Raw genomic sequence first — 15467 nt, 5'->3', positions numbered from 1 at the left:
GTGGTGGTGCGGACGTCGGCGCGGCGTAGCGGGCGTGCGGCGGGGGGACTGGCGCACGCGCTGCGCACGCTCGATCGTGGCGGCGCGGTGCAGGTCGCGCATCCCGCCGATGCGGCGTGGCAGTATCGGATGCAGGCGGCGGCAAGGGCCGCGTTCCTGCGCAGGGAGATAAACGCGCGGGCGGTGCCGATCGGGCTGACCACCGATCATCTGATCGGGGTGGCGCGGGATTGCCCCGATGCGGAGGCGTTCGCGATGCGGGTGGTGCCGGTGCCGCCGACGGGGATGCGGCAGGTGACGCTGGCGGTGGCCGAGGTGGAGCTGGCGATGCTGGCCGGTGCGCAGGCGGTGGCGGCGTGAGCGCAATGGCCGAGCGGATCGGGGCGCTGACGCGGCGGCTGGACGGACCGGGCGATCCGGTGGACAGCGGGGCGATGATGCGGCTGTTGCGGCTGTTGCATGACGTGGGGCGCGAGGACCTGCCGCTCGGGCGGTTGTTCGAGGGGCATGTCGATGCGGTGCAGATCGTCATGCGCTATGCGCGCGAGGAGCAGCGCGCGCGGGTGGCGGAGATGGTGGCGAGGGGCGCGACGCTGGGGGTGTGGAATGCCGATCTGCCGGGCGAGGCGCTGACGCTGGCGGACAGGCGGCTGTCGGGGGGCAAGAGCTTCGCCTCGGGAGCGGGGCTGCTCAGCCATGCGCTGGTGACGGTGGATGCCGAGGGTGGGCGGCAGTTGATCCTGCTCGATCTGGCGCGCACGCCGCCGGTGGTCGATCGCAGCGTATGGCAGGTGGCCGGGATGCAGCGGTCGGAGAGCCATGTGGTGCGGTGGGAGAGCGCGGAGGTAGCGCCGGACGATCTGATCGGGGTGGCGGGCGATTATGTGCGCGAGCCGTGGTTCGCGGGTGGAGCGCTGCGCTTCGCGGCGGTGCAGGCGGGCGGGATCGCCGCGGTGGTGGAGGGCGCGCGCGATCACCTGGTGACGGCCGGGCGGGCGGGCGATCCGCACCAGGCGGCGCGGCTGGCGTCGATGTACGCGCTGGCGCAAGCGGCGAACGCCGCGGTGCGCGCCGCGGGCGAGGGATGGTTCGACGACCCGGATGCGCACCTGCCGCTGGTCGCCGCGGCGCGGACGGCGGTGTACGGCGCGGGCACGCAGGTGATCGCGCTGGCGCAGGAAGCGGTGGGCGTGCAGGCGCAGTTCACCACCCATCCGCTCGCCGCGCGGATCGCCGACCTGTCCACCTATCTGCGCCAGCCCGCGCCCGATGCGCAGAGGATGCAGGTGGGCGCGGCGGTGGCGGCGGGCACCCTGCGGGTGGATTTGTGAGGACGCCCCGATCGCTCCTCGTGGTGGCCCCGCACCCCGATGACGAGACGATCGCGGCACATGCGCTGATCGCGCGGCTGCGTCGGCGCGGCGTGGCGGTGCAGGTGCTGGTGGTGACCGACGGCCGGGCCTCGCACCCCGGCAGCGCGAAGTGGCCGCGCGCGCGGCTGGTGGCGGAGCGACGACGCGAGACGCGCGCGGCGATGCGGCGCATCGGGGTCGCGGCGGGAGCGGTGACGTTTCTGAACCTGCCCGATGGGGCACTGGCGGCCCATGCCGGGCGAGCGCGGCATGGCATCGCGCGCGTGGCGGCCCGGCTGGCCCGGCCGGTGGCGGCGCTGGTTCCCGCGATCGACGACGACCATCCCGACCACCGCGTCGTCGCGGCCTGTGCGACGCGCGTGGCGATGCCCGGCCTGCGCTGGTTCGCCTATCCGGTATGGCCGGCAGGTAACCGGTTGCGCGGAGCGACCCCGATGCCGCTGACTGCTCAGGAGCGACTGGCCAAGCGCCACGCCATCCGCCGCTATGCCACGCAAACCGGGCGGATCGGCGATGATCCCACCGGCTTCACCATGACGCGCGCGCAGATCGCCGCGTTCAGCCGGCCGCAGGAATGCTTTGTGGCGGTGCGGCGATGAGGCCGATCACCCTTGCCGGGTTCGAGGAGGCATTCGCCGGCAGCGACGATCCGTGGCGCACCTTCACGGATCGGGACGAGCGCGTGAAGCGGCACGCGATCCTGCACGGGCTGGGTGCGGGACCATGGGGGCGGGTGCTGGAGCTGGCGGCAGGCAACGGGTCGAACAGCGCCGCCATCGCACCCCGCGCGCTTCGGCTGGATGCGACAGAGGCGACCGCCGGCGGTAGCGCGCTGGTCGCGCGGGCGATCCGGGCACAGGGACGCCGCGCCCGCGCGCTACGCCTTGCCGTACCAACGCGTCTGCCACGCGGGCGTTATGACGCGGTGGTGATCGCCGAGCTGCTCTATTATTTGGCGCCGCGTGCGATGGCCCGCACCGCCCGCGACGTGGCGCGCGTGCTGGCGCCTGGCGGCATGCTGGTGCTGGCGCATCACCGCATCGACTTCCACGACTTCGCCCAACATGCCGCTCCGCTGCACCGGGCGTTCCTGGCCGCGACGGGACGACGTTGGCGCGTGCGTGTCGTGCGACGCAATGCGCGCTGGGCGGTGCTTGCCTGCATCCTGCGGACGGACGGACAAGGATGACGGGGGCGATGGGACGCTGGTCGTGGATAATGCGCCGGATCGTCCGGCGAGTGTGGTTCAGGGCCGCGCTGATCAGCCTGTGCAGCGTCGCGCTGGCGATCCTGGCCGGGATCGTCACGCCCTATCTGCCCTATGACTTCGACGTGAAGATCGGGCAGGATTCGGTTGGCACCATCCTGCAGATCATGGCGTCCAGCATGCTGGCGGTGACCACCTTCTCGTTGACCGCGATGGTCAGCGCCTATGGATCGGCGACGCAACTGGGCACCCCGCGCGCGACGCAACTGATGCTGGGCGATTCTACGTCGCAGAATGCGCTGTCGACCTTTCTGGGTGCGTTCGTCTTTTCCATGGTCGGCATCGTCGGGCTGAAGACGAGCGCCTATGGCTCGGACGGACGGATCATCCTGTTCGCCGCGACCGTGGTCATCATCCTGCTGGTCGTCGTCACGCTGCTGCGCTGGATCGGCCATATCACCGGTTTCGGGCGGATGTCCGATGTGATCGACCGGGTGGAAGACGCCGCGACCAGGGCGATGGCGGATTTCGCAGCGCATCCGGTGCTGTGCGGCCGCCCGGCGATCGCGGTGCCGGACCATGCCACCGCCATCGGCAGCCCGGACACCGGCTATGTCACGCATGTCGACGTGCCGGCACTTGGCCGCCTGGCCGAGAAGCACGGGCTGGTCGTGCATGTCGTGGCGTTGCCCGGCACGATGGTCCACCCGGCGCGCGACATGATGCGGGTGGAGGGGCGGCCTGGCGATACGGTATGCCGGGCGCTCGCCGCGGCGTTCACCATCGAGCGGCACCGACGGTTCGAGCAGGACCCGCGGCTCGGCCTGATCTCGCTGTCCGAGATCGCCAGCCGCGCGCTGGCACCGGCGACCAACGATCCGGGCACGGCGATCGAGGTGCTGAACGCGCTGCTGCGCGTGCTGCTGGCGCTGGGGCCGGGGGCGGCATCCGGCCGGGACGACGAGTGCGGGCGATATCCCGTCCATCTGGGGCGACCGAGCATGGAGGACATGCTGGACGATGCGTTCCGCCCGATCCTGCGTGAAGGCGCCAAGGAGGTGGAGGTGTCGCTGCGGCTGAGCAGCACGCTCGCCGCGTTGCATGCCGGCCTGCCCGCGGCACGGGCGCCGATCGCCGCCATGGCGAAGCGACAGGCGGCCCGGGTCGCAACCGTCATGGAAGACGCGGAGGATCTGGCGGCGTTCCGGCAAAGCCACGACCGATACTGGCTGCCCCGTGCAATGGTGGATGGGGAGAGCACCGATGAAAGTGGTCACACACGCGGAAACACCCGGAACGATCCCAATCTCGATCAGTTTGATCGGCGGCCAGCCGGCGCTTCGGGACATGCCACTGCCAGCGTGAAAGAACAGAAGGGGCCGCAATGACACCCGAAAAGCCGAAGGGCGGACCTCCCCCCTATCTGTCCGGCCATGCCGATCATGACATGGGAAGCGATCATAACACGATCTTCTTCGCCGCGGTGCAGACCACGCGGATGCCGATGATCGTCACCGATCCCAATCGGCATGACAATCCGATCGTCTTTGCCAACCCTGCCTTCATCCACATGACCGGTTATGGCTGGGACGAGCTGATCGGCCAGAATTGCCGTTTGCTGCAGGGCCCCGATACCGACCGCGACACGATCGCCGAGGTGCGCCGCGCGGTCGAGCAGCGGCGGGAAACATCGGTCGAGGTGCTGAATTACAAGAAGAACGGCGCCGCGTTCTGGAACGCGCTGTTCATCTCGCCCGTCTACGATGTCGATGGCGAACTGATCTACTTCTTTGCCTCGCAACTGGACGTGACGCGGCGCCGAGATGCCGAGGAGGGTTTGCGCCAGGCGCAGAAGATGGAGGCGGTCGGCCAGTTGACCGGCGGGGTGGCGCATGATTTCAACAACCTGCTGACCGTGATCCAGGGGTTCGGCGATATCGTGCTGAACAATCTGGAGCGTGACGGACCATTCGATCGCGAAAAGGCGGCGCGGTCCATGCGTGCGGTGTTGCAGGCGGCGGAACGCGGCGCGACGCTGACCCAGCAACTGCTCGCCTTTTCACGCAAACAGAAGTTGCAGGGGCGGATCGTCAATCTGGTCGATCTGGTGGACCAGCTCCAGCCGCTGATCGAACGAACGGCGGGCGGTGCGATCACCATCCGTATCCGGCACGACGCACCGACCTGCAACGCGCGGATCGATCCGACCCAGGCCGAGCTGGCGATCATCAATATCCTGATCAACGCGCGCGATGCGATGCCCGCCGGCGGCACGATCACCATCGAGGTGGTCAACCGCACGGTCGAGGCGGGCGACAAGGGCTTTGGCGAGTTGGCGCCGGGCCATTACGTGATGCTGTCGATCACCGACGAGGGCGCCGGCATGTCGCCCGAGATCCTGGCGCGCGTCACCGAGCCGTTCTTCACCACCAAGGATCAGGGCAAGGGCACGGGGCTGGGCCTGTCGATGGTCTATGGCTTCATGAAGCAATCGGGCGGCGCCTTGCAACTGCATTCCGAGGAAGGGCATGGCACGACGGTACGCATGCTGTTTCCCTGCGAACATGCCGGCACCGAACCGCAACGTGCCGGGCCGCCCCGGTCTCTGGCGGACAAGCGGGGCACCGAAACGGTGTTGCTGGTCGAGGATCAGGTGGATGTCGGCGATTATGCCGAGGCGGTGTTGACTGAATTCGGCTATACCGTGCTGCGCGCTGAGAATGCCGATGCGGCGCTTGCCATATTGGATGGCAGCGACGCGATCGACCTGCTGTTCAGCGACCTGATCATGCCGGGCGGAATGAACGGCGTGATGCTGGCGCGTGAGGTAAAACGACGGTGGCCGCGGATGCGCGTGCTGTTGACCACGGGCTATGCCGAATCCTCGATCGAGCGGGTCGATGCCCGTGGCGCGGAGTTCGAACTGATCCAGAAACCGTACAAACGCAGTGATCTGGCGATAAGGGTGCGGCAGGTGATGGATGGCCCGACCGGCGTGGGGTGACGGGCCGTTCGGTACGGTTGCGGCTCGATTGATCGCCGTGCCAAGCTTCTTTAAGCTGGACGAACTTTGGACCGACCGCCCCTTGCCCCGACGCCCATCCGGCCGTTCGACGCGCCGCCCGCGACCCGCGCGGCGCTGGACGATTTCGTGCGGCGTCTGGATCCCGACGATCCAATCCTCGCGGCATTCGCGTTGTCGCAGGCGGCGATGGTGGTGTGCGATGCCCATCTGCCCGATACGCCGATCGTTTATTGCAACGCCGCGTTCGAGGCGCTGACCGGCTATCCCGCGGCCGAGATACTCGGACGTAACTGCCGCTTCATGCAGGGGCCGTTGACCGACGCGACGGACGTGGCACGGCTGCGTGCCGCGGTGGCGGTGGGCGAGCCGATCGAGATCGACCTGCTGAACCATCGGCGCGATGGCACGCCGTTCTGGAACCGGCTGCGGGTCACGCCGGTGCGTGATGCGGAGGGCGCGCCACGCTGGTTCGTCGCCTCGCAACTGGACGTGACGGTGGAGCGGCACCGGCTGGCGCGGCTGCAGGAGGATCGCGAGCGGTTGACCGCGACGGTGGCCCGGCGCGAGGCGGCGCTGGCCGAGCGTCAGGCGCGGCTGGCGCTGGCGCTGCAGGCGGGCGGGCTGGGCACCTGGTCGTTCGACCTGGCGACGCGCGAGCTGGTGGCATCGGACAGTTGCAAGGCGCTGTTCGGGCGAATGCCGAACCTGCCCTTTACCTATGCCGACCTGCTGGCGTGCGTTCACCCCGACGATGCCGGACGGATGCGCGCGGATATGGTCGCGACCATCCGGCATGGCCGGCCGTGCGCGACCGAATTCCGAATCCTGACACCGGCGGGCGACCAGCGCTGGGTGGGGGCACGCGCCGAGATGCAGCACGGGCAGGACGGCACGCGGCGCATGATCGCGGGCTTTTCCACCGACATCTCCGACCGGAAGTTCGCCGAGGAACACCGTGCGATACTGGCGCGCGAACTGACCCACCGGGTGAAGAACACGCTGGCCACGGTGGGCGCGGTGGTCAGCCAGACGCTGCGCGATGCCCCCTCGCTGGCCGAGGCACGGCAGGCGGTGGCGGGGCGTATCGCCAGCCTGGGCACCGCGCACGAGCTATTGATCCAGGACGAGGTCGAGGGGGCGGCGATCGGCGACATCGTCGCGCGGGTGCTGGCGCCGTTCATCGACCGTGACGGGCATCGCTTTTCGGCGGAGGGGCCAGTGATCCGGCTGGCGCCCGAAATCACGCTGGCGCTGTCGATGGCGCTGTACGAACTGGCGACGAACGCGATCAAATATGGCGCGCTGGCCGCGCCACAGGGGCAGGTGGTGATCCGCTGGGCGCTGTGCGGGGCGGGGGCGGATCGCTATTTCACCTTTTCGTGGAGCGAGCATGACGGCCCGCCGGTCGTGCCGCCCGCGCGGACCGGCTTTGGCAGCCGCATGATCGCGCGGGTGCTTGGCCCCCATGTGCGCGGTGTGCCCGCCATCGTCTATCTGCCGGAGGGCGTGCGCTTCGAGATCGAGGCGCCGGTCTGACCCTGACCACGCCTGATGGCCGTTATATCGTGGTGCGTGGGCGATTGTGGCGCACCGCTGATCCCGGGCTGGCGCCCGCGCGGCGGCAGGAACTGGTGAACGCGTTGATGGCGGCGCGGCGGGCGGTGGGTGTCGCGCGGCGCGCGGGCGATGCGGCAGGCGAGGCGGTGGCGCATGCGGCGGTCGATGCGGCCAAGCACGCCCTGGGCGAGCGTGGCCCGGTATGGTGGACCGACGGCGCGCCCGACCTGAACCGCCGCATGGCGCGCACCACCTGCTATGCGGATTGGTTCGCGTCACTACCGTCGATCGACGCCTGAGACGGGGCCGGACCCGGCGGCCGGATATGAAATGTTACAACATCGCCGTTGACAGGCTTTGGTCCGGCACGTCATGAGCGCCCCAACGAATTCGCTGTTTTCCCGGGGAAACACCCATGTCGACCATTGACGCTGCCGCCGCGATCGCGCTCGGCGATATTGCCGTTCGCTACGGCGACCACCGCGTGCTGCACGACCTGTCGCTGCACGTCGCGGCGGGCGAGATCTATGCGCTGCTCGGCGGCAACGGGGCGGGCAAGTCGACGACCTTGTCAGTGCTGCTCGGCTTCACCGGGGTGGAACGGGGGCGCGTGTCAGTCGCCGGGATCGATCCCGGCCGCGATGCGGACGGGGCGCGGGCGCGGATCGCCTATCTGCCCGAAAACGTCGCGCTGTACGATCATTTGAGCGGCATGGAGAATGCCGATTATCTGCTGGCGCTGGCCGGCGAGCCGCGGGTCCGCGACGAGATCGGTGCGGCGTTCGTGGCGGCGGGGCTGGGCGAGGATGCGTGGGACCGGCGGCTGGGGGGCTATTCGAAGGGAATGCGGCAGAAGGTGGCAATCGCGGTGGCGCTCCTTCGCGCGGTGCCGGTGCTGCTGCTGGACGAGCCGACATCGGGGCTGGACCCCCGTGCGACCGCTGACTTCAACCGGCTGCTTCATGCCGTGCGCGACCGGGGCACCGCGGTGCTGATGGTGACGCACGACCTGTTGAGCGCGGCCGATCTGGCGGACCGGATCGGGTATCTGGACGGGGGGCGCATCGCCGACGAGATTGCGGCGGTCGGTCCGGAGCGGTTCGACGTACGGGCGCTGCACGACCGGTTCCAGCAGCGGATCGCGGCATGAGCGCGGCCCGGTTGATTGCGCGCGACGAGTTGCGGCTGATGGCGCGCAACCGCGTGGCGGCGGTCGCGCTGATGCTGCTGGTGGTGCTGACGCTGGTCGCATCGCTGACCGCCTGGGGGCATCAGCGCGCCATCGCCGACACGCGCGCGCGCCAGCAGGCGGAGGCCGCGGCCGCGTTCAACGCGCAACCCGATCGCCACCCGCACCGCATGGTCCATTATGGCCAGTTCATCTATCGCCCGCTGGGGCCGCTGGCGGCGTTCGATCCGGGCGTCGATGCCTTCACCGGCAACAGCATGTTCCTGGAAGGGCACCGCCAGAACACCGCCAATTTCGGCGATGTGCAGCAAAGTTCGATGCTGGTGCGCTTCGGGCAACTGACACCCGCCTTTGGGCTGCAAGCGGTTGCGCCGCTGCTGCTGATCTTTCTGGGCTTCGGTGCGGTGGCGCGCGAGCGGGAGCGGGGGACGCTTCGTCCGTTGCTGGTGGGCGGTGCGTCGCGGCGGAGCATCGTCGGCGGCAAGCTGGCCGCGCTGGGCACGGTGGCGGCGATCGCCGGAGTGCCGGCGGTGATCGGCTTCGCGCTGATCGCGGGGCAGCCGGGCGCGCATGCACTGCCGATGCTGGTGATCGCGGCCGGCTATTTCGCGTATCTGGCGCTGTGGACGGTGCTGGTGGTGCTGGTGTCCGCCGCGGTGAAGCGGTCGCGCGATGCGCTGCTGGTGCTGCTCGCCCTGTGGTCGGTGACGGTGGTGCTGGTGCCGCGCGTCGCCCCCGATATCGCAGGGACCGCGGTGCCGCTGGCCAACCGCATCGATACCGATATCGCCATCGCGCGCGACCTGCGCCGCGCCGGCGACAGCCACAATCCCGATGATCCCACCTTTGCCGCGTTCAAGCGGCGCACGCTGGCGCGTTACGGTGTCGAGCGGATCGAGGATCTGCCGGTCAACTACAAGGGCCTGCTGGCGGTGGAGGGCGAGCGGATCACCTCCGGCCTGTTCGACCGTTATGCTGCAGCGGGCTTTGCCGCGCAGGAACGGCAGGGGGCGCTGGTCGCGGCGGCCGGCCTGCTGAGCCCGGCGGTGGCGCTGCGCGACCTGTCGATGGCGGCGGCGGGCACCGACAATGCCGGTCACCAGCGCTTTCTGGAGCAGGCCGAACGCTATCGCTACGCGCTCGTGCAGCGGCTGAACCAGTTGCAGGCGGACAGCGTGCGCTACACCGACGACACCGCCAAGGACGCAGGGGCGGACCGCCGCAAGCGGATCGGTGCCGATCATTGGCAGGCGATCCCGCCCTTCACCTTCAACGCCGCCACCGACGCCACGCTGGCCGTGGCGGCGTTGCCGGGGCTGGCGATGGTGGCGGCATGGCTGATCGCGGCGCTGGGCGGGCTCGCGCTCGTCACCCGCCGGTTGGGAGCGCGCTGATGCGTATCTGGCGTTACGAACTGATCCTGTTGCTGCGCAACCGGCTGGCGCTGGCCGCGCTGATCCTGCTGGCGCTGCTCGGCGCGGCATCGGTCGCGACCGGGCTGGCGGAGGTTGCCCGGCAGCGCGCCGCGATCGCCCGGATCGCGCCGGCCCAAGCGGAGGATGTCGCCGCCGTCGCGCGCTGGGCCGCGCCAAAGGGCGATCCGGGCGACGCGGCCTATTATACCTTCCACGCGACCTGGGATCCGCCATCGCCGCTGGCCTTTGCGGCGCTCGGGATGCGCGATGTTTCCCCCTATATCCTGCGCATCCGCGCGCTGGGGCTGGAGGCGCAGATCTATGACGGCGATAATTTCAACCCGGAGCTGGCGCTGCCCGGCCGGTTCGAATGGGCGTTCGTGCTGGTCTTCCTGGTGCCGCTGTTCACCATTGCGCTGTTTCATGATCTGGCATCGGGCGAGCGCGAGGCGGGGCGCGCGCGGATGCTGGCAGTGTTGCCGGGCGGTGCGCGCCGGGTGATGCGGCGGCGCACGCTGCTGCGTCTCGCGCTGATCGTGCTGGCGGTAGGCGTGCCGTTCCTCGTGGGTGCGGCGGTGTCGGGAGTAGGCCCGGTGACGGTGCTCGCGGTGCTGGCGCTGACAGTCGCCTATACCGGCTTCTGGGTGGGCGTGGCCGCGCTGGTGTCGCGCCTGCGGTGGAGTTCGGTGACCAATGCCGCAACGCTGGCGGCGATCTGGCTGTTGCTGGTGCTGGTGGTGCCCGCCGCGGCGCATGTCGCGGTCAACCGGCTGGTGCCGGTGCCGCCGGGCAGCGCGATCGCGCTGGCGCAGCGCGAGGCGGTGAACGATGCATGGGACATTCCGCGTGAGGCGACGATGCGGCGCTTCTATGCCGAGCATCCGCAATGGGCGGATTCGGCGCCATTGCCGATCGCCTTTCACTGGAAATGGTATTTCGCCTTCCACCAGAATGGCGACCGTAGCGTGGCGCCACAAGTTGCGGCCTATCGTGCCGGGCTGGAGCGGCGCGCCGCGGCGGGCAATGCGTTGGGTTGGCTGTTGCCGCCCGTCGGCGTGCAGGCGGCGCTGGCCCGGCTGGCGGATACCGATACGCGCGCGCAACTGGCCTATCGTGACCGGGTACGTGACTATCACCGGGCGCTGCGCGAATTCTATTATGCGTATCTGTTTCGCGACCGGCCGTTCGGACTGGCGGACTTCAGGGCAGCGCCGCGGTTCGATGCGCGGTGAGGGGCATCAGGCGTCGCACTTGACAGGCGCCCGGACAGGCGGCTCTTTCGCGGTTCGGTGAGAGGATCGTCAACATCGCACGCCAGGCCGTGCGACCGTCCTGATTGGGAGCCAATATCGGGAATAGGCTATTCGGTATCTGAGATTATTATGCGGCGCAATGGGGCCGAGCGGGCATAGGCAACTGTATACGGCTGACCCCAGCAACGCTTGAGGCCGTCAAACACGTTCACATTCAACGGCCATTTGACCGGCATCGGTTTTCCGTCTGAACCTTCCAGCAAGAATTTCGCCGGACGGGGCAGCGTCGAATGCTTAGTGCTATTGCTCGGTTATGACATCCCTACCAAACGGCTTTCCGTCATTATAGGCTAATTATGCGCCGCCAAATTCTACTCCGCGCAACTTCGGCTTCATCCTTCCAAGTACGTCTTTCGCATCGCGCGTGACATACACGGTTGACCTTTTTACGTTATCTCTAAACATCACCAAACCTTCAGGAAGATTGGGAATCATCCTTGTGAAACTCGGTGACGGAAACGGCGGGTAGTTCCCGATCCTGGAGTAAAGAACCTGAGAGTTTGCCCAATCAATAGCAGCATAATGCTGGACCACGTCAGCGATAAAATAATCATCTCTTACGAGGCCACCATCGCGATCCTCAATCCTCATCGGCACTTTATCTATTGCCCCTGGTGCCAGTTTCTCCAAAATCTCTACAAGACGGCCAGAAAGGTAGAAACAGCCAGACCCTTCCCAAGCGTCGGGCAGTGGTTTTTTAGACGGTGTGATACGCCATGTTGGTGAAGGTAAGCCTTGCACGCCCCTGCCACTTCCATAGTGACGCCCAAAAAGGTCCGGTTCGTTGAGGCGTTCCGCCTCGGCTAGCTGAGAGTTCATACCGTAGCCGTGAAAGGTAAAATGCGTCTGCTCGGTATAGATGGGATCCACTGGAGGTATTACGATCCACCCTTCGTTCGGCGGAATGCCCTCTGGCGGAAGCGGCGTTGCCGAAGGCGGAAGCAATGCGTCGCCTGGAACTTGGATGGTGCGTGTGATTTTCATTTTCCGTTGCCTTATTTTTAGGTTGCTTGGCAAACGTAACTGCTGCGGCCTTCCCGAAAACGACGGTGCAGGAAGACAGCCGCGGACTGTTGTTGGATCGCATGCACGGCGGTCAACCGCCTTTCTCGAAATGTGTCTCCGAATGCGGTTTCTCGAAACTGCCCGTCGGACATGAAGAAGCGCGACGCTCCGCAAACGTGCCCATGTGTGTCGGAACGACTGTCGAGCCGATCGGCATCGAACGGTGTCACCTTAGTTGTCACACGATCTATGCGCCCCGGTCGGTTCCGGCTCGGGACAAAATGACACGCCAAACGTGAACCCCTGGCATGCGGCTTTGACCAGCCTTCGACCAGGTTCCCATGCCGGAAGGATGCCCTTTCCACGGGTTGCGCGGTGTGCGAGGCAAAGAGTCCGGTCGCATGCATTCCTGTCGGCAACGTGCGCTCCGCGTGACGGGAATCTCGTAGTTGCAACCGTGTGCCGGCGAACGACGATGTCGGGTTGGCGAGACGGGCAGGGTCCGGTATCGACCGCTCCGGTGACTGCGTACCGTGATGACAGATCGACCGCGCGTAAGAACAGGCGGATGCCACTGCCTTCCGCGGCCGGCCTGATCGCGCTGGCGCTGGCCGGGTGTACGACGCTGCCCCCCGTGGTGCGCGCGCCGGTCGGCACCGCCCCCATCACTGCGCCGGCGGAAGGGCATGCGACGCTGGATGTGCTGACCTTCAACATCGAGGGGCTGGGCTGGCCGGCGCGGCGCAACCGTGCGCCCTCTCTGCGCCGCATCGGTGCGCGGCTGGCCGAACTGAACGCGCAGGGCCAGGCGCCCGACGTGGTTCTGGTGCAGGAGATGTTCAGCCCCGCCGCGGTGTCCGCGATGGCCAAGGCGGGCTATCCTTATCAGGCCTGGGGTCCATCGCGCACGCAAAAGCGGCGTCGGCCTGGCCTCGATCCGATCGCAGGGCCGTTTCGCTGGAAGAAGGGCGAGACCGGGTTTCATCTCGTCGGCTCCGGACTGGCGATCCTCAGCCGCTATCCGATCGTCGCCGATGCGTCCGAACCGTTCGGCAAGCATCGCTGCGCTGGGTTCGACTGTTTGAGCAACAAGGGGATGCAGCAGGTCCGCATCCGGATACCGGGCGTGCCGCAACCGGTGGACATCTTCAACACGCACCTCAACTCACAAGGTGCGTCGCGCGTGCCGGCCGCGCGCAGCGGCGCGGCGCATGCGATCCAGGTGGAGGATCTGGCGGGCTTCGTCGCGGCGATCGAGGGGCGGAAAGTTCCGACCATCCTTGGCGGCGACTTCAACATGCGCGGCGCGCCCGAGCGGCTGGCGCGGTTCGATGCGGCGCTGGATCGGCTGACGATGGTGCATCGATTCTGCGCGACGCCTGCCTCCCCTTGCGCGGTACGCGTGTCATGGGACGGCGACGAACCGTGGATGGATACCGAAGACCTTCAGCTCTTCGCCGAGGGGTCGCAGGTGCGGGTGACACCGATCCGCGTGGAGGCAATGTTCGACGGCGCCGAGTCCGACCCGCAATTGTCCGACCATGACGGCTTTCGCGTGACCTATCGGCTGGACTGGTAGCCGGCCCGCGCGCGACGATCGAAGGATTGTCTTGCGGGCGGCGCCACTTGGCCGTCCCAGGCGTTGATTTCCCCGGTCGGCGGGAGAGGCGAGATGGTGAAGGATCCGGTGGTGCGGTGGGGCGGACTGCTCGGCTTTGCGCTGGGCGGGTTCTTCGACGGGATATTGCTCCACCAGATCCTGCAATGGCATCATCTGCTCAGCCTGGTGCCGGGCGTCGACAGCTTGCGCCTGCAGGTGCTGTGGGACGGCTATTTTCATGCGCTGATGTATGGGATCGCGCTGGCGAGTCTGTGGGGATTGTGGCGCCACCGGGGCGCGGCGGCCTCCACGCGCTGGCTGGGGGCGGTGCCGGTCGGGTTCGGGCTGTGGCATGTCGTCGACAGCGTGCTGTCGCACTGGGTGCTGGGCATCCACCGCATCCGGGTGGACAGTGCCCATCCGCTGCTGTGGGATCTGATCTGGTTCGTCGTGTTCGGGCTGGTGCCGCTGCTGCTGGGCTGGCGGATGTTGCGTCGGGGCCGGGTCATGCCGGCGGGCGGCGTGGCGGCGGCGATCGTGGCGCTGGTGACGGTGAGTGCCGCCTTCTGGTCGGCGCGGCCGGCGGGGGAGACGCGCTTCACCACCCTGGTCTTCGCCCCCGCCGTGACCCCCGCCGCAGCGATGGACGCCGTGCTGGCCGAGGGTGGCCGGCTGGTGTGGAGCGACCGGGCGATGGGGGTGATGGTGGTGGATGTCGCCCCCGACCGCCGCGCCGCCTTCTACGCCCGCGGCGCGCTGCTGGTCAGCGGTTCGGGACTGCCCGCGGGATGTTTCAACTGGAGCGGCGCCTGATCGGCTGTATGCTGCCGGGAAAAGAGGGGATCGTGTGTCGAGCGTCCGGATCGAGGGACTGAGCAAGCGCTTTGGCGCGGTGGACGTGCTGGCACCGACCGACCTGTTGATCGAGGATGGCGAGTTCGTCGTCATCGTCGGGCCGTCCGGATGCGGAAAATCCACGCTGCTGCGCCTGATCGCCGGGCTGGAGGAGCCGAGCGCGGGGCGGATCGCGATCGGCGGGCGCGACGTGACGCATGCCGCCCCCGCCGACCGCGGGCTGGCGATGGTGTTCCAGTCCTATGCGCTCTACCCGCATCTGACGGTGGCGGAGAACATTGCCTTTCCCCTGCGCGTCGCGCGCCGGCCGAAGGCGGAGATCGCCGAGCGGGTGGCAGCGGTGGCAGGCTCGCTGGACCTAACGCCGCTGCTGGACCGGCGACCGCGCGCCCTGTCCGGCGGGCAGCGGCAGCGGGTTTCGATCGCGCGCGCCATCGTGCGCCGGCCGCGCGTGCTGTTGCTCGACGAACCCTTGTCCAACCTCGACGCCGAACTGCGCGTGCGGATGCGGCACGAGTTCGCCCGGCTGCACGGCGAGCTGGGCGCGACGATGATCTATGTCACGCATGACCAGCTTGAGGCGATGACGCTGGCCAATCGCATCGTGGTGATGAGCGAGGGGCGGGTGGAGCAGGTCGGCGGGCCGATCGCGCTGTACGATGCGCCCGCGACGCTGGCGGTGGCGCGCGCGATCGGCTCGCCGGGGATGAACTTCGCCCCGGCCCGGGTGGTCGCGGCCGGGGCGGAGGGCGTAACGCTGCAACTGGAAAACGGCGCCGAGATCCGCGCTGCGCTGCGCGCGACCGTGGGTATGGCGGTGACGATGGGCGTACGCCCCGAACATCTGGTGCTGGACGAGGAGGGGCCGTTCCGCGGTGCGGTGGAATTGTTCGAGCGGCTTGGCCCCTTGTCCTTTGCGCATCTGGGC

The 15467-nt window shown here is 68.1% G+C and carries 14 protein-coding genes and 1 pseudogene; 14 read left to right on the top strand and 1 reads right to left on the bottom strand.

Annotation, left to right across the window (positions count from 1 at the left end; genetic code table 11):
* The 11 genes and pseudogenes from Q0U08_RS09975 to Q0U08_RS09925 form a co-directional block, all read left to right on the top strand.
* Positions 1 to 360, top strand: a pseudogene (locus tag Q0U08_RS09975) (glycosyl transferase family 2); the annotation flags it as partial.
* Positions 357 to 1331 carry an acyl-CoA dehydrogenase family protein gene (locus Q0U08_RS09970; RefSeq protein WP_298091300.1) on the top strand — a complete coding sequence of 325 codons (975 nt, stop codon included), beginning with the start codon at positions 357 to 359 and terminating at the stop codon, positions 1329 to 1331. The pseudogene Q0U08_RS09975 and the gene Q0U08_RS09970, both read left to right, overlap by 4 nt.
* Positions 1332 to 1354: 23 nt before the next feature.
* Entirely contained in the window at positions 1355 to 1972 is a 618-nt protein-coding gene (locus Q0U08_RS09965; RefSeq protein WP_298091299.1) for a PIG-L deacetylase family protein, read from the top strand.
* Positions 1969 to 2562 carry a class I SAM-dependent methyltransferase gene (locus Q0U08_RS09960; protein ID WP_298091298.1) on the top strand — a complete coding sequence of 198 codons (594 nt, stop codon included), beginning with the start codon at positions 1969 to 1971 and terminating at the stop codon, positions 2560 to 2562. Before Q0U08_RS09965 ends, Q0U08_RS09960 begins: the two co-directional genes overlap by 4 nt.
* Positions 2559 to 3968 carry a DUF2254 domain-containing protein gene (locus tag Q0U08_RS09955; RefSeq protein WP_298091297.1) on the top strand — a complete coding sequence of 470 codons (1410 nt, stop codon included), beginning with the start codon at positions 2559 to 2561 and terminating at the stop codon, positions 3966 to 3968. The genes Q0U08_RS09960 and Q0U08_RS09955 overlap by 4 nt, the downstream gene beginning before the upstream one ends.
* On the top strand, positions 3965 to 5584 hold the full coding sequence (locus tag Q0U08_RS09950; protein ID WP_298091296.1) for a histidine kinase famiy protein: 1620 nt from the start codon (positions 3965 to 3967) through the stop codon (positions 5582 to 5584). The genes Q0U08_RS09955 and Q0U08_RS09950 overlap by 4 nt, the downstream gene beginning before the upstream one ends.
* Before the next feature lie 66 nt (positions 5585 to 5650).
* On the top strand, positions 5651 to 7141 hold the full coding sequence (locus tag Q0U08_RS09945; protein WP_298091295.1) for an HWE histidine kinase domain-containing protein: 1491 nt from the start codon (positions 5651 to 5653) through the stop codon (positions 7139 to 7141).
* 29 nt (positions 7142 to 7170) lie between these two features.
* The gene (locus tag Q0U08_RS09940) at positions 7171 to 7461 is read left to right on the top strand and encodes a hypothetical protein (RefSeq protein WP_298091294.1); all 291 of its coding nucleotides are present in this window, start codon (positions 7171 to 7173) and stop codon (positions 7459 to 7461) included.
* A 116-nt stretch (positions 7462 to 7577) separates the two neighbouring features.
* Complete coding sequence (locus Q0U08_RS09935; RefSeq protein ID WP_298091293.1) at positions 7578 to 8312, top strand: ATP-binding cassette domain-containing protein; 735 nt, start codon at positions 7578 to 7580, stop codon at positions 8310 to 8312.
* Positions 8309 to 9745, top strand: coding sequence for a DUF3526 domain-containing protein (locus tag Q0U08_RS09930; RefSeq protein ID WP_298091292.1), 1437 nt, complete (start codon positions 8309 to 8311; stop codon positions 9743 to 9745). The genes Q0U08_RS09935 and Q0U08_RS09930 overlap by 4 nt, the downstream gene beginning before the upstream one ends.
* Positions 9745 to 10998, top strand: coding sequence for a DUF3526 domain-containing protein (locus Q0U08_RS09925; protein ID WP_298091291.1), 1254 nt, complete (start codon positions 9745 to 9747; stop codon positions 10996 to 10998). The genes Q0U08_RS09930 and Q0U08_RS09925 overlap by 1 nt, the downstream gene beginning before the upstream one ends.
* Before the next feature lie 375 nt (positions 10999 to 11373).
* Here the strand turns inward: Q0U08_RS09925 and Q0U08_RS09920 are convergent, their stop codons facing one another.
* The gene (locus Q0U08_RS09920; protein WP_298091290.1) at positions 11374 to 12063 is read right to left on the bottom strand and encodes a DUF1629 domain-containing protein; all 690 of its coding nucleotides are present in this window, start codon (positions 12061 to 12063) and stop codon (positions 11374 to 11376) included.
* 589 nt (positions 12064 to 12652) lie between these two features.
* Between Q0U08_RS09920 and Q0U08_RS09915 the strand changes: the two genes are divergently transcribed.
* The 3 genes from Q0U08_RS09915 to Q0U08_RS09905 all read left to right on the top strand — a co-directional run.
* Positions 12653 to 13663 (top strand): endonuclease/exonuclease/phosphatase family protein, encoded by a 1011-nt coding sequence (locus tag Q0U08_RS09915; protein WP_298091289.1) that lies wholly within the window; start codon positions 12653 to 12655, stop codon positions 13661 to 13663.
* A gap of 93 nt (positions 13664 to 13756) precedes the next feature.
* Entirely contained in the window at positions 13757 to 14497 is a 741-nt protein-coding gene (locus Q0U08_RS09910) for a DUF2243 domain-containing protein (protein WP_298091288.1), read from the top strand.
* Positions 14498 to 14531: 34 nt separating this feature from the next.
* A partial coding sequence (locus Q0U08_RS09905; RefSeq protein ID WP_298091287.1) for an ABC transporter ATP-binding protein occupies positions 14532 to 15467 on the top strand: 936 nt, incomplete at its 3' end.

The sequence above is a fragment of the uncultured Sphingomonas sp. genome (assembly GCF_946477935.1).
In the GTDB taxonomy this organism is placed as follows: domain Bacteria; phylum Pseudomonadota; class Alphaproteobacteria; order Sphingomonadales; family Sphingomonadaceae; genus Sphingomonas.
Note: the sequence above shows the minus strand (reverse complement) of the source record. Positions and strands in the feature narration are given on the sequence as shown.